Origin of the sequence: Bradyrhizobium sp. NAS96.2 (assembly GCF_001908235.1) — a bacterium.
In the GTDB taxonomy this organism is placed as follows: Bacteria; Pseudomonadota; Alphaproteobacteria; order Rhizobiales; family Xanthobacteraceae; genus Bradyrhizobium.
In genome coordinates this window covers 1-14,093 of the sequence record NZ_LGHK01000295.1, presented here as the reverse complement: position 1 = coordinate 14,093, position 14,093 = coordinate 1, and the positions used below count along the sequence as shown (strand labels likewise).

The window sequence follows — 14,093 nt, the reverse complement described above, 5'->3', positions numbered from 1 at the left end:
CCGTTGGGATCCTTGACCGAGTGCGCGTACATCTCGCGATATTTGGCGTCGTTGACATAGGCGCGCTTGGCCCAATCGGCCGGCACGTCATAGATCTTCTCGGACATCATTTTCCTCCACTCATTGCCGATCGCAAACAACGCGGTGGCAAGCCGTCCTGATCATTGCCGCGATTATGCGTTGCCGCATTCCGGCCCGGCAAGGAAAAAGGACTGTCACTTTCGTCGCGTCGAAGCCGCCGGGCATTGCGCCGGCTGCCACATCTGATTGGGCGGTTTACCGCGCCTCGTTGACGAGTGAAACCTATGCTCCATCGTGTGCTCTAGGTCACTGGTCTCTTGGTCGTAGTGGTGTCGTTCGCCGCTCCGCTCGCTTGCGCCTCGCGCCGTCGTCGGAGCCGATCGGTGTCGCGAAAGAATTGGCGATCACGATCGGTCTGGCCGGCGATTTGAAGAGCCTCGAGGCAACGTTCAGCCGCGCGGTGACGCCGGCCGGGACGTGGCGCTTCGACACCTATCGTGCTGGACCGCTCACTGCGCGCTTCGATGAATTGTCGAAGGCAGTCGCGATCATCTGCGCCGGCGATGTCGCGCCGGAGCGCCGGCGCAGCTCCCGTGCGTGGCGCGTTCCCTCCAAGGTCTGGGCCGGAAACGGCATGGTCCCTGACCTGTCTCCTCCGTCGTCGCGGTCCTCCAAAGCCCGGTTCCCGGACCGCGCTCCCGCTGTTTTGACCGATGCCGGACAGCCCAAAATCAAGGTTAGCGGGCGAATGGCACCCATGAAAGGTATTTAGGAACCGCCAATAACCGATTCGCGACTCGCAATGTCAGCCCTGACGCCCTAAATCGCCATTCCGAGGCCGGACGGCCCACCGGAACGAAGCCCGAAGCAACGGCATTACCGGGAGAACAGCGGAACAAGGCGTCTGACGAGTAGTATGATGGATCAGCAGAACATCGCGGCTGTGCGGCCCATGTCCGCCGATCCCGCTGTCGCCCTGGCGAAGGCGCTGGGCCAATGGCCCAAGCCGTCACCCAAGTCCAAGATCAAGCTCGACGCCCCGGCCGCAGCTGCCATCAAGACTTCAGTTGAAGATCTGGCGCGCGACCTCGGCCTGCGGCTCGGCGACCAGAACGAGCTGACCATCCGCCGCGTCAAGCGCGGCAAGAATTATTCGTTCGTTCGCGCCAATGGCTCGCATGTCCGGGACGCCCGCACCATTCGCCGGCTGCACGCGATGGCGATGCCGCCGGCCTATCGCCAGGTGCGCTACTCCACCGATCCGAACACCCATCTGCAGGCGGTCGGCCTCGATGCGGCCGGCCGGCTGCAATACCGCTATCACGCCGATTGGGAGAAGGTCCGCGAGCAGCGCAAAGCGCATCGCCTGGGCAAGCTGGTGGCCGCGTTGCCGAAGATCCGGCGCAAGGTCTCGGCGTTCCTCTCCGGCGACGAGCCGACCCGCGAGTTCGCGCTGTCGGCGGTGATCGAGCTGATCGCGCGCACCGCGATCCGGCCCGGCAACGAATCCTATGCCCGCCTCAACGGCACCCGCGGCGCCACCACGCTGCTGAAGTCCAACGTCACGCTGGAAGACGACAGCCTGGTGCTGACCTTCAAGGCCAAGGGCGGCAAGGCGGTGCGCAAGGAATGCGACGCGGCCAAGCTGGTGCGCGCGATCGGCATTCTGCGCGGTGTCCCGGGCAAGCGCATGTTCCAGTATTACGACCGCTCCGGCGTCGTGCGCGCCGCCTCGACCACGGCGGTGAACGCGTTCCTGCGCGAGCTCGCCGGCATCAAGATCTCGCTGAAGGATTTCCGCACCCTGATGGCGTCGGCCGTCGTCGTGGAATCGCTGTCGCGGATCACGCCGGCTGCCAGCCAGCGCGGCCGCAAGCGCCAGGTGCTGGACGCGATCCGCGCCGCCGCCGATCAGCTTTCCAACACGCCGGCGATCTGCCGCAAGAGCTATGTCCACGACACCATCGTCACCGCGTTCGAGGACGGCATCCTCGAACGCTTCGCCGCGACGATGGGCGGCTACCGCACCCAGAGCAAGCGCGAGCAATTGCTGGCGCAGGTGGTGATGGCGGCGGGGGCGTAAGCGCCGCATCCTCCGTCGTCCCGGCGAAGGCCGGGACCCATAACCACGGCCGCCCATGATTAGAATTCGCTGTGGCCCCAGCTCGTTTCAGCAATCGCCATTTGGGGTTATGGGTCCCTGCTTTCGCAGGGACGACGGTGAAGTTTGCTGGAACGCTACAGCCCGCCCATCTTGCAGACGTACTTCCATTCCTCCGCGGTGACCGGCTGCACCGAGAGCCGCGAATATTTCACCAGCGCCATCTCGGCGAGCTTCTTGTCGGCCTTGATCGCGGCCATCGTCACAGGTGTCTTCAGCGGCTTGTCGGCCTTGATGTCGACGCAGACGAACTTGCCGGTCTTGTCGGTCGGATCGGGATAGGCTTCCTTGATGATCTCGGCGATGCCGACGATCTCCTTGCCCTCGTTGGAATGATAGAAGAACGTCTTGTCGCCCTTCTTCATGTTGACGAGGTTCTGCCGCGCCGTGAAGTTGCGCACGCCGGTCCAGGCCTCACCCTTTGCGCCCTTGGCGACCTGCTGGTCCCACGACCAGGTCGCCGGTTCGGATTTCACCAGCCAGTAATTCATCGCGACTTTACCCCGTTCTCGATCGCCCATTGCGCGGCAATCTACAGGCAGCTCGATGCCCGCGACAAGCGCGGGCATCTGATCCAAAGCGTTTTCGAGCGAAGCCTGTCCCGCACGCGATGCGGGATGGATGCCAGTTCGCGTGAAGAAAACGCGTCAGATGGAGAAGCCTCATGCTCACTGCTTCAGATATCGATCGAAGAATTTGGCGATATCGATGAACGCCTCGTTGGTCTCGGGCGCATCGATGTCCATCTGGTACTGCGCGTGGGACTGCCCCTCATAGACATTGAGATCGGCAATCACGCCGGCGCGGCGCAATTTGCGATGGGTGCGAACCGTGTTGCTGAGGAACAGGTCGCGCGTGCCCGACGTCAGGATGGTCGGCGGAAAACCCTTGAAGTCGCCGTAGATCGGCGAGATGTAGGGATTCTTCAGGCTGGTCCCGTTTGCATAAAGCTTGGCCGCGCGGCCGAGCCAGCCGTCCCAGGTCACCAGCTCATTGTCGACCCATTCATTGCTCGCGTAGCTGTCGCCGATCTTGTCGATGTCGGACCATGGCGTGCCCGGTGCGATGGCGGCGGGCAGCGGCAGCTTCTCATCCTTCGCCCGCAACACCATCGCCAGCGTCATCGCGCCGCCGGTCGAGGTGCCGAAGATCGCCAGCCGGTGGCGCTCGTGCGATTTCAGAACTTCCTTCCACACCGCCATCGCGTCGTCCATCGCGGCCGGATACGGGAAGTCCGGCGGCATCCGGTAGTCGATCGAGATGACCTTGTAGCCGCCGAAGCCGGCCATCATGATGGCTTCCGGCAGCGCTGCTTCACCGGGGCCGAACACATAGCCGCCGCCGTGCACGTGGATCAGCAGGCGCCGCCGGTTCTCGAGCGCGATCTTGTTCGGCGTCACGATGTAGCAGTGCACGCCGGCAAGTCTGGTTTCCTCGACCTTGACGCCGAGCTTCGCCTTCGTCGCCGGAATATCCGCGATGGCCTCCTTGGCGCGGCGATTGATCAGCTCCTTCCATTCCGCTGGGGTTTTCGGGGCGGCATTGAAATGCGGCGGATAGGGCGCGCCGATCATCGCCTGCATCTCGGGGGAGACGTCGGTGGTGGGGTTGCCGATCGATTTGAGCGGCGCGACCCGCTTGCCGTTGTCGGCATTGGCGGCTGCTTCGATCTTGGCAAGGTCGTCGTAGGAGGCGGCGGTTTGGGCGTGGGCTGCGGTGGACGAGGCGGCGAGGGCGGCTGCAAGGTTGATCGAAAGAAGGCCGATCGAAAGGAGGACGCGATGCGGTCGACGCATGGGTTTTTCCCTTGGGATCCGTTTTTCGATTGTTCGACCGGGATCCGACGGTTCGCCAGCCACGCTAGTACGGCAGGTTCTGGCCGTGAAGGGCAGCCTGCTGGCGTCGATTGTTCTGAAATCTGGAATGATCTCTGCCGGAATCCGGCAATTGTGCCGTGACGCTTTTCCTGTGATCGAGTGGCTCCTCGTCTTGCAGGAGATCACATGCCTCTGAATCGCCGGACATTCACTGCCTTGACCGCCGCGTCCGTCGCGGTGGCGGCCGCGTTGCCGCACCAGGCGCGCACCGCAGGCCGCCCCGTTGTTCAAGGCGATCGCCTTCGACGGCTTTCCGATCATCGATCCGCGTCCGGTGTTCGCGCGCGTGGAGGAGATGTTTCCGGGCAAAGGTGCCGAGTTGAGCGCCGCCTGGCGCAACCGGCAGTTCGAATATGGCTGGCTCAGGACCCTTGGCGGCCGCTACATCGATTTCTGGCGCGTCACCGAGGACGCGCTGGTGTTCGCAGCCAAGGCAATGAAGATCGAGCTGCGACCGGAGCAGCGCGACCGATTGATGCAGACGTATCTGGAGCTCAAGGCGTGGCCCGATGTCCTGCCGGCGCTTCGACGACTGCGCGATGCCGGCGTGCGTATGGCGTTCCTTTCGAACCTCACCGCGTCGATGCTCGATGCAGTGGTCAGGAATTCCGGGCTGGAGGGACTGTTCGAGCCTCACCTCTCGACCGACAAGGTTCAGGCCTTCAAGCCCGACGCCCGCGCCTATCAGATGGGTGTCGATGCGTTCGCCCTGCGCAAAGAGGAGATCGTCTTTGCGGCGTTCGCCGGTTGGGATGTCGCGGGTGCAAAGTGGTTCGGCCATCCAACCTTCTGGATCAATCGCGCCGCTGCGACCGTCGAGGAGCTTGGCGTCGTGCCTGATGGCGTGGGACCGGGCTTGAGCGATCTCGCGGACTTCGTCGGCGCGTGACGCGTGTTATTCGGCCTTGAATGGCCGCGTCAGCAGGCCTTCGATCGCCGCATCGATCGTCAGCCGGTCGCTCAGGATTGCGGCAACCGCGTTTGACACCGGCATATCGACCTTTTGCGCGGCGGCGAGCTCGCACAGCACCGGCGCCGTGAACGCGCCCTCGGCGAGCTTGCCGACCGGCGCTGTTTCACCCCGTCCGAGCGCGAGGCCGAGCGCGAAATTGCGCGATTGCGCGGTCGAGCAGCTGAGCAGGAGATCGCCAAGTCCTGACAGGCCAGCGAGGGTTTCGGTGCGCGCGCCGCACGCGCGGCCCAACCGTGCGAGCTCGCTGAAGCCGCGCGTGGTCAGGGCCGCGAGCGCGGAAGCGCCGAGATTCTTGCCGACGACGATGCCGGCGGCGATTGCCAGCACATTCTTGGCCGCGCCGCCGATCTCGACGCCGCGCACGTCGGTCGTGTGGTAGGGCCGGAAGGTCGCCGAGCCGAGCGCCTGGACCAGCGCGCGTGCGAGCTCTTCGGCCCCGGCGGCCAACGTGACGGCGGTCGGCAATCCGCGCGCGACGTCGTCGGCGAAGCTCGGTCCCGACAGGATCGCGGGCACGGCGCGCGGCGCGGCTTCCGCGACCACCTCGGTCATGAATTTGTGCGTGCCATGCTCGATGCCCTTGGCGCAGGCGATCACCGGCGTAGCAGGCGCAAGATGCGGCGCGAGATGGCTGACCGCCGCGCGCAGATGCTGCGCCGGGGTCACCGCGAGGATGATGTCCGCGTGCGCGGCTGCGGCGATATCCGACGTCACCGCGATGCTTGGCTGAAGCCGGACACCAGCCAGCTTCGGATTGATCCGCGTCGCCTCGATCTGCGCGGCATGCTCGGCATTGCGCGCATACAGCGTCACCTTGCGTCCGGCGCGCGCCGCGACCTCGGCCAACGCCGTGCCCCAGGCGCCGGCCCCGATCACGCTGACTGACATATGCGCGGGCATCGGACCCCTCGGCTCAATATCCGGCGCGGCTGTTGGCGTGGCCGGCGGGCGCCTTGGCGTTGGCATCGAGCAGCCAGCGGGCCCGCGGCGGTGCTTCCAGCGTGTCGGTGAGGCCGAGCGCCATCCGCTCGGCGCCGGCCCAGGCGATCATCGCGCCGTTGTCGGTGCAGAGCGCCGGCGGCGGAATGATCAGCGTGGTCTGCGCTTTCGCCGCGACATCCTGCAACGCGCTGCGGATCGCGTGGTTGGCGGCGACACCACCGGCCGCGACCAGCGCGCGCGGCGTGCCGAACCGCTCCTCGAACAACCGCAAGCCGACGGTCAGCCGGTCCGCGGTCGCTTCCAGCACCGCGGCCTGGAAGCTCGCGCAGAGATCGCTGATGTCCTGCGGCTCCAATGGCTCCAGCCGGCTTGCTTCATTGCGCACCGCCGTCTTCAATCCCGACAGCGAGAAGTTTGCATCGGGGCGGCCGAGCATCGGGCGCGGAAACGCAAACCGCGTCGGGTCGCCGCCGGCCGCCGCGCGCTCGACCTGCGGTCCGCCGGGATAGGGCAGCGACAGCATCTTCGCCACCTTGTCGAACGCCTCGCCCATCGCGTCGTCGACCGTGGTGCCGAGGCGGACATATTCGCCGACGCCGACCACGGCGACGATCTGGGTGTGGCCGCCCGAGGCCAGGAACAGGCAATAGGGAAACGCCAGCGCGCAGGTCAGCCGTGGCGTCAGCGCGTGCGCCTCGAGATGGTTCACCGCGATCAGCGGCGTGTCGTGCACCATCGCGATCGCTTTCGCGGTGGTCAGACCGACGATCACCCCGCCGATCAGGCCGGGGCCGGCGGCGGCCGCCACTGCCGACAATTGTCCGTAGCCGACGCCGGCCTCCTTCATGGCGGAGGCGACGATGCCGTCGAGCAGGTCGACATGGGCGCGCGCCGCGATCTCCGGCACCACGCCGCCGAAGCGGGCGTGCTCGTCGGTCTGCGAGCGTACGACGTTGGAGAGGATTTTCGCCTGTCCGTCAGCCTGGCGCTCGACCACGGCGGCTGCGGTTTCATCGCAGGTGGTCTCGATCCCCAACACCAGCATCGGTGGTTCGTGTCCCAATTTCGGCCCTTGTGCTACCAGCATGATCCGGACAGGCCGGAACCGGTTTTCGGCAACATCATGCTTATCAAATGTCCCCTCCGGGGTAGCATTGCGAGGTCTCAAAGTGCAATCGGTCGCCAAGGTCCAATCTGCAGGGGCCAATTCGTAATGCGGGAGGCCTGACCCCGTGACCATCCTTGTCACACGACCGCATCCGGACAATGAAGCCACGCTCGCGACGCTGCGCCAACGCGGCTTTGAGGCGATCGCGGCACCGGTGCTGCGCTTCGAGCCGCTGCCGTTCCATCACGACGATGCGGATTATGACGCGGTCATCCTGACCAGCGCCAATGCACCACGGGCCATCGATCTTGCCGGCAGCCAGCTGTTGCGGCTGCCGCTGTTCGCGGTCGGGGCCCACACCGCCGATGCCGCGCGCGCCGCGGGCTTCGACAGGGTGATCGCGGCGAAGGGCGATGCGATCTCGCTGCGCGATCTCGTGCTCGCACAGGTGAAGGCCGGCGACCTGCCGGCGTCCGCCACGCTGCTCTATCTCGCCGGTGCCGACCTGTCGCGCGATCTCGCCGGCGAACTCAGCGAAAAGGGCCTGACGGTCGTTACCCACACCACCTATCGGATGGCGCCGGTGGCCGCTCTTCCAAGGGAGGTCAGCGACGCCTTCATGGCGAACCGGATCACGGCGGTGCTGCATTATTCCCGCCGCAGCGCGCAGGCGTTCCTGGACACCATCCGGGCCGACGGCCTGGAGATTTCGGCGCTCGCTTTGCCGCAATGCTGCATCTCGGCCGCGGTCGCCGCGGTGCTCCATGACGCCGGCGCGACCAAGGTGGTGGTGGCGGCGCGCCCGGACGAAAACGCCCTGATGGAGGCGCTCGACCGCGCCCTGCGGCCGTGACCGGAATTAATTCTTTCGTCTGACCATGATGTTAGGCAATGCTCCGATTTTCGGATCGTGCTCTAAGAACCCGGGCCGATTCTGATAGAATGTGCGGCCAGTAGTTTTGAGGACCCTCGCGATGGCTGAAGAAAGGCCCGACGACACAGGACCTTCGCCGGATTCCCGGCCCAAGCGCGCGCCGCCGACCATCGATCTTCAGGCGACCGAGATCGCTAGCGAGCCGTCGAAGGCCGAGGGCAGCGCGGAAGCCGCCAACGACGCTGACAAGGCAGCGGAGGCGGCTGCCCCTGAGGCGGAGCTCCATCCCGATCCAGCTCCTCATGCAGAGCCGCAGCCCGAGGCCGCCTCCGCGCCGTCCGCGGCCGAGCCGTCGCGGCCGGTGTCGCCCTGGGTGGTGGCGCCGGTATCGGGCGCGGTCGCCGCAGCGCTGGTGATCGGGGTCGGCTGGCTGCTCGGCTGGCCCGCGGTGCCGCCGGCGTCCGCGCCGCAGCCCAATGCCGCAATGGTCGACGAGCTCGGCACGCGCCTGACCGCGCTCGAAGCAAAGGCGGGCAGGCCGGTCGCCGCGGCCGCCGATCCCGCGGCAACGGCGCGGCTCGAGGCGCTCGACAAGTCGATCGCCGCGCTGCGCACCGAGCTCGCCGCGACGCGGGCGCAATCCGACAAGCTTGCCGCGGCGGTCAATGACGCGAAGGCCGCGCCGCGCGAAGGCGCGGCTGCGCCTGACATCTCCGGCATCACGGCGCGCATCGACAAGGTCGAGGGTGCGGTGAAAGCGCAGGGCGCCGCGATCGCGAGGCAAGACAGCAAGATCGCTGACACCAAGGCCGAGGCGAAGGCAGATGATGTGCCGCTGCGCCGCGTGGTCGCAGCATCGCTGCTCGACGTCGCGGTGCGTCACGGCGATCCCTACGCCTCGGCGCTCGAGGCTGCCAAGGCGATCAGCGACAATCCCGACCTGCTGAAACCGCTCGACGTCTTCGCTGCATCGGGCGTGCCGAATCCGAATAAACTATGCCGCGAGCTGATCGAGATCGTGCCGCAACTCGCACCGCCGCCGCCGGAAGCTGCGGCAGCCAGCGCCGGGCTGATCGATCGTCTGCAGGCCGGCGCGTCCAAGCTGATCCGCATCGAGCGGACCGACGGCACGGGCACCGACCGCGGCAGCATCGTCGCGCGCGTGACATCGGCCGCCGTGCATAATGATCTCGCATTGACCGAACGCGAATTGAAGTCGTTGCCGCCGACCGATCGCGCCGCGGCACAACCCTGGCTCGCCAAGGTGGACGCGCGCCGCGCCGCGCTGGATGCGTCGCGGAAATTTGCCGACAACGCCATGGCGGCGCTCGCCACGGTCAATCAATAGATTCTTGCAATAGGTTCTTGATGATCCGGATCATTCTGTTCCTGCTGCTGATCGCGCTCGCTGCAGCGGGTGCCGCCTGGTTGGCCGATCAGCCCGGCGATCTCGTGCTGAATTGGGGCGGCTTGCGCCTGACGTCCAAGCAGCCGATGTACCTGCTCGGCCTCGTCATCGTCATCGCGATGGTCGCCGGTGTGATCCTGCGCGCGCTGTGGAAGGTCCCCGGGCACATCCGCCGCGGCCAGCGCGAGCGGCGCCACGCCCGCGGCCGTCACGCCATCACGCAAGGTCTGCTCGCGATCGGCCATGGCGATTCCTCGGCGGCGCGTGCGCATGCCGAGGTGGCGCGGCGTCACGCAGCAGGCGATCCGCTGGCGTTGTTGCTGCACGCGCAATCGGCGCAGCTCGACGGTGATCGCGACGGCGCGCAGCGTGCCTTCCGTGCCATGGCCGAGCGCGCCGACACGCGGCTGCTCGGCCTGCGCGGCCTGTTCATCGAGGCGCAGCGCGCCGACGATCCGGTGGCGGCCGTGATGATCGCCGAGGAAGCGCTGAAGATGTCGCCGTCCTCGTCATGGGCTTCGCATGCGGTGCTCGGTTTCTGCTGCGCCAAGGGCGATTGGGCCGGCGCGCTGTCGATCATCGACAACAACCAGACTGCCGGACTGATCGACAAGGCGACCTATCGGCGGCAGCGCGGCGTGCTGCTTACGGCGCGCGCGCTGGAGTTCGAGACCGTCGATCGCGACCTGTCGCGCTCGAGCGCGATGGAGGCGCTCAAGCTGGCGCCGACGCTGATCCCGGCCGCGGTGCTCGCCGCCAAATTCGAGAGCGAAGCGCATCAGGTGCGCCGCGCGATGCGGATCGTCGAGACCGCGTGGCTCGTGCAGCCGCATCCCGATCTCGCCGACGCCTATTCGCATGTGCGGCTCGGCGATTCCGCGCGCCAGCGCCTGGTGCGGGTCGAGACGCTGGCGGCGAAGACGCCCGGCAACATCGAAGGCGCGCTGGCGATCGCGCGCGCCGCGATCGATGCGTCCGAGTTTGCGAAAGCGCGCGCCGCGCTGGAGCCGTTCACAGCGGCACCGACGCAGCGCGTCGCGCTGTTGATGGCCGAGATCGAGCGCACCGAGCATGGCGACAGCGGCCGGGCGCGGGCCTGGACCTTGCGCGCGGTGCGCGCGCTGCACGATCCGGCCTGGACCGCGGATGGCTATGTCTCGGACCGCTGGCGTCCGGTGTCGCCGGTCACCGGCCGTCTCGATGCATTCCAGTGGCAGACGCCGGTCGCGGCGCTGCCGTCGGACAAGGGCAACGCGATCGAGCCCTCGCCGTTCGAGGAGGCGATGCTGGCGCCGCGCCGCGTCGAGCCGCCCAAAGAACCGCCCAAGGAGGTGGCCATCGAGCCCGAGGCGGCCAAACCGCCGGAGGCAGCCAAGCCGGTTGAGGCGGTCGAGGCCAAGCCAGCTGAGGCCAAGCCAACTGAGGCCAAACCAACTGAACCCAAGCCCGTCGAGCCTGCCACGCCGACCGTGCAGGATAACGCCCCCCCTGCCGGCAGCCATCGAGGCCGAGCCGGCCCCTGCTTCGGACGGCACCCCAGCACCGGAGCCCGCTCCACCGCCGGCCGCCGAATCAACGCCTCCGGCGCCGGCCCCGCTGTTCCGTTCCCGGACCGATCTGCCCAAGGCACCGCCGGCGCCCATTCCGGCCGTGATTCCGATCATTCGGGCCCCCGATGACCCCGGGGTCGACGAGGACGGGGCCGTGGACGAATTTGCGGAACAAATCGGCCCGCCCAAGGCCCAGATAGGCGGTTGGCGCGGATTTCTGTCACGTTTGGGAAGCTAATTCGCGGTTAGATAACCGGTGTGTGGTTCAATAACCGCGTTTTCCTTGCCAATCGGGGTCATGCCCGATATCAGGTGGCGCGAATGATCAGGCCGTTGCCGAACGGTTCGCCGCAATAGCTCAGTTGGTAGAGCACGTCATTCGTAATGACGGGGTCGGGGGTTCGAGTCCCTCTTGCGGCACCACTCCTCAGGAACATTTCCCGCTTCGATCCACGGTCGCGCCTTGGCCGCCTGTACTCGCGCACCGCACAATCCGCTCACGACCGCCACCGTGACCAAGCCGCCATCACGGCAATTCGGTCAAGCCGACTAAATGATGGGTGAGATGGGGCGCGACATGACGCAAAATAGTCGCGCGCGGAATCAGTATTCGCTGACCGTGCGATCTTGGGTTGTGTGTTCGCACGCGGAAGGCGTAATACCTGAGATACGATTGCTTGGGGGTGGCGTTGGGACGCGAAGGTCATGACAGCGAGCTTCAAGGACAGCTTGCGTTCGCGAAGGAATTCCAGCGCGCTCACGACCGCCCGCTGCGCGTCCTGCATATCGGTAATATCGCAAACAACGCCTACAACAATGCGCTGATTCAGCGTCGCTTTGGCATCGAAGCGGACGTCGTTTGCTACAACTACTACCACGTCATGGGTTGCCCGGAATGGGAGGCCGCAAGCTTCGACGGCCACGTCGACAACATGTTCCCGGATTGGTGGGCCACCGAGTTGGGTGGTTGGCGGCGACCGGATTGGTTCGTGCAAGGTCCCGTTCTCGATTGCCTCTCGTACCTTCGTGCGAAGAACGCCGGCGACAGCGAAGCCACAACATTTTTCTGGACGCTGCTGCAGGCAAGGTATTGGGAGATGCTTGATGGCATCGCCGCTGCAGAGAGCCGGGTCCGTCCACCGATGCCGGAGCATCTGGCAGACACCATTTCGATCGCACGCGATTTTCAGGACTTCCAGTTAAGTCAGGCATCCAGAATCCCGGAGCCGCTCGATAGACCGACCATCGTCCTGCCAGAGGCGAGCATAGAGCCTGAGTCTGTACTCTCCCGCACGTCGCCGGCCGTATCAATGGCGGCCCCGCCAAATCCGCAGATTGAGCAAAGCCGGGCTCTCGCCGACGAATATCCAAATCCCGAAGGACCAGGCCGTCTCGTCACGACCTATCGCTCCCTGCTGACGAAGTACGTATTTGTGCATTTGCGGCGTGAGGCGGAAACCGGCGTCGTCGCACGATCGAGTTTGGCGGTCGCAATCTGGCGAAGTCAGCGACGCAGCCGCGGCTTGCCGCGTTTCGGCTTCGAGTTCCCTGCTGGTGTCTTCACGATCCCGAATCCCGACGCCGCGACGCCGGCTGCAGGCGAAAGCAATGCGCATGGGACACTTCGCGATACGCGTGCACCAAATCCCAAAGGGCCAAGTCGCCTCACATCGATTTATCGCTCCTTGCTGACGAAATATGTGTTTGTTCATTTGCGCCGTGAGGCGGAAACCGGAGTTGCGGCCTGGTCGAGCTTAGCGGTCGCCATTTGGCGAAGTCAGCGACGGACCCGCGGCTTGCCGCGTTTTGGCTTCGAGTTTCCTGCTGATGTCTTTACGACGCCGGATCCTGACGCCGCGACGCCGGTTGCAAGCGAAAGCATTGTCCTTGCGATCCCGGATCCCGACACCGCGATGACGGCCGCAAGCACAAGCGCGGCCGTCGACGTCGGTGCGTTGGTCATTCCCGTGGTGACCCGCCCGGAGATCATCGATCGCCTGGAGTTTCGCTATTTCGAAAAGTACGGCAAGGGAGAGGATCGAAGCGCCTCGCAACGTGCGGCGCTGCTTGGTGACGTGCTGCGGCAGTTCACGGACTATCCGGCAGAAGCCCTGGTCTCCGTCGAAGCCTTCGCTTCGACCGTCGCCAATGAGTTCGCGGACGTATTGGAGCACTACGACATCATTCAGGGTTATTCGATCGACGGGTTCATTCCGTTCATCAACGGATTCAAGAATTACACGTGTTACGAACATGGCACGCTGCGGGAAGTGCCCTTTGAGAAAAGCTACAATGGCATTCTTTGTTCGGCGTCGTACAAGAATGCGGCTTTCTCGTTCGTGACCAATTCGGACGTGCTGCCGTCCGTGAAGCGGCTGAAGCTGAAGAGAGAGCGGACCGTCTACCTTCCGCATGCCTTCGATGATGAAAAGATTTCGACCTTTCGAGCAAAGCTCAAGATCCCGGTGCGAGACGCCAAGGTCACCACATTCTTTAGTCCGACGCGCCATCACTGGCACGCGGCGCCGGCTTCAATGCAAAAGGGCAATGATCTTTTTCTGAGGGCGGCCGCGCAGGTTGCACAAACGGATCGCGATTTTCGCATCATCCTGGTTGAGTGGGGTGTTGACGTCCACCGGAGCAAGGAGCTCATCCGGGAGCTTGGCATCGAAGATATGGTTTCGTGGATCCCGTCGCTCAACAAGGCGGAGCTTCGACAGCTCTACTGCTCGAGTGACGTCGTGGTCGATCAGTTCATGATACCGGCGATGGGCGGAGTGACCTTTGAGGCAATGGCACTCGGATGCCGGGTCATAACGAATCTGGATGAAGCCCAATCAGCTGAGTTCTTCGGAGCAGCGCCGCCCTGTCTGGCTGCCGACAGCATCGAGTCGTGCGCGGCCCGGATTTTCGAAGTCCTTGCTGATCCGCTGGACGACGATGGCCGCGGCGACGCCGCGCGTCTGTGGTTCGAGAAATGTCATTCCGCGCGGCGCGTGGTCGCACTCCAGCTGGCAGCCTATAGAACGATTTGCGCCGCCTAGAGCAGATTCCGATCACGCTGAACCATATCCCGCGGCCTGGAAGTAGTTTGAGCATTCTTGCGGTGTGAAGGTGTGGAAGGCGTCTGCGATCGCTGTTTCCAAGGTCTCGATAGTTCTGGCGGCGGCCTTGCGCAG

10 protein-coding genes, 1 tRNA gene and 1 pseudogene are annotated in these 14,093 nt (G+C 65.2%); 8 read left to right on the top strand and 4 right to left on the bottom strand.

Annotation, left to right across the window (positions count from 1 at the left end):
* The first annotated feature begins 418 nt into the window (after positions 1-418).
* Both AC628_RS40050 and AC628_RS40045 read left to right on the top strand, forming a co-directional pair.
* A complete protein-coding gene (locus AC628_RS40050) occupies positions 419-793 on the top strand; it encodes a hypothetical protein (RefSeq protein ID WP_143202064.1) in 375 nt (124 codons plus the stop codon).
* A 144-nt stretch (positions 794-937) separates the two neighbouring features.
* Entirely contained in the window at positions 938-2,104 is a 1,167-nt protein-coding gene (locus AC628_RS40045) for a DNA topoisomerase IB (protein WP_074132233.1), read from the top strand.
* 155 nt (positions 2,105-2,259) lie between these two features.
* Here AC628_RS40045 and AC628_RS40040 read toward each other — a convergent pair whose 3' ends face one another.
* Together AC628_RS40040 and AC628_RS40035 are read right to left on the bottom strand one after the other, a co-directional pair.
* Positions 2,260-2,673: an EVE domain-containing protein gene (locus AC628_RS40040; RefSeq protein ID WP_074132231.1), complete on the bottom strand. Its 414-nt coding sequence runs from the start codon at positions 2,671-2,673 to the stop codon at positions 2,260-2,262.
* Positions 2,674-2,850: 177 nt separating this feature from the next.
* Entirely contained in the window at positions 2,851-3,978 is a 1,128-nt protein-coding gene (locus AC628_RS40035) for an alpha/beta hydrolase (RefSeq protein WP_074132230.1), read from the bottom strand.
* Positions 3,979-4,282: 304 nt separating this feature from the next.
* Here AC628_RS40035 and AC628_RS40025 point away from each other — a divergent pair, with 304 nt between their 5' ends.
* Positions 4,283-4,948, top strand: a complete 666-nt coding sequence (locus tag AC628_RS40025; RefSeq protein ID WP_245321573.1) for a haloacid dehalogenase type II — start codon at positions 4,283-4,285, stop codon at positions 4,946-4,948.
* 6 nt (positions 4,949-4,954) lie between these two features.
* Here AC628_RS40025 and AC628_RS40020 read toward each other — a convergent pair whose 3' ends face one another.
* Both AC628_RS40020 and tsaD read right to left on the bottom strand, forming a co-directional pair.
* A complete protein-coding gene (locus AC628_RS40020; protein ID WP_074132227.1) occupies positions 4,955-5,932 on the bottom strand; it encodes an NAD(P)H-dependent glycerol-3-phosphate dehydrogenase in 978 nt (325 codons plus the stop codon).
* Positions 5,933-5,945: 13 nt separating this feature from the next.
* Positions 5,946-7,019: a tRNA (adenosine(37)-N6)-threonylcarbamoyltransferase complex transferase subunit TsaD gene (tsaD, locus tag AC628_RS40015; RefSeq protein ID WP_074132225.1), complete on the bottom strand. Its 1,074-nt coding sequence runs from the start codon at positions 7,017-7,019 to the stop codon at positions 5,946-5,948.
* A gap of 187 nt (positions 7,020-7,206) precedes the next feature.
* Between tsaD and AC628_RS40010 the strand changes: the two genes are divergently transcribed.
* From AC628_RS40010 to AC628_RS39990, 5 genes and pseudogenes are all read left to right on the top strand, one after another.
* Complete coding sequence (locus tag AC628_RS40010) at positions 7,207-7,935, top strand: uroporphyrinogen-III synthase (RefSeq protein WP_074132224.1); 729 nt, start codon at positions 7,207-7,209, stop codon at positions 7,933-7,935.
* Between the two features lie 121 nt (positions 7,936-8,056).
* Entirely contained in the window at positions 8,057-9,304 is a 1,248-nt protein-coding gene (locus AC628_RS40005) for a COG4223 family protein (protein WP_074132222.1), read from the top strand.
* A 20-nt stretch (positions 9,305-9,324) separates the two neighbouring features.
* A pseudogene (locus AC628_RS40000) lies at positions 9,325-11,152 on the top strand (heme biosynthesis protein HemY).
* 109 nt (positions 11,153-11,261) lie between these two features.
* A tRNA-Thr gene (locus AC628_RS39995) sits at positions 11,262-11,337 on the top strand.
* Positions 11,338-11,603: 266 nt separating this feature from the next.
* On the top strand, positions 11,604-13,958 hold the full coding sequence (locus AC628_RS39990; protein ID WP_074132220.1) for a glycosyltransferase: 2,355 nt from the start codon (positions 11,604-11,606) through the stop codon (positions 13,956-13,958).
* Positions 13,959-14,093: the final 135 nt, after the last annotated feature.

What these genes read in the sequence shown, in the direction of transcription:
- AC628_RS40045 (WP_074132233.1), top strand. Translation starts at nt 938, where the DNA reads ATGATGGATCAGCAGAACATCGCGGCTGTGCGGCCCATGTCCGCCGAT.
- AC628_RS40040 (WP_074132231.1), bottom strand. Translation starts at nt 2,673, where the DNA reads ATGAATTACTGGCTGGTGAAATCCGAACCGGCGACCTGGTCGTGGGAC.
- AC628_RS40035 (WP_074132230.1), bottom strand. Translation starts at nt 3,978, where the DNA reads ATGCGTCGACCGCATCGCGTCCTCCTTTCGATCGGCCTTCTTTCGATC.
- AC628_RS40020 (WP_074132227.1), bottom strand. Translation starts at nt 5,932, where the DNA reads ATGCCCGCGCATATGTCAGTCAGCGTGATCGGGGCCGGCGCCTGGGGC.
- tsaD (WP_074132225.1), bottom strand. Translation starts at nt 7,019, where the DNA reads ATGCTGGTGTTGGGGATCGAGACCACCTGCGATGAAACCGCAGCCGCC.
- AC628_RS40005 (WP_074132222.1), top strand. Translation starts at nt 8,057, where the DNA reads ATGGCTGAAGAAAGGCCCGACGACACAGGACCTTCGCCGGATTCCCGG.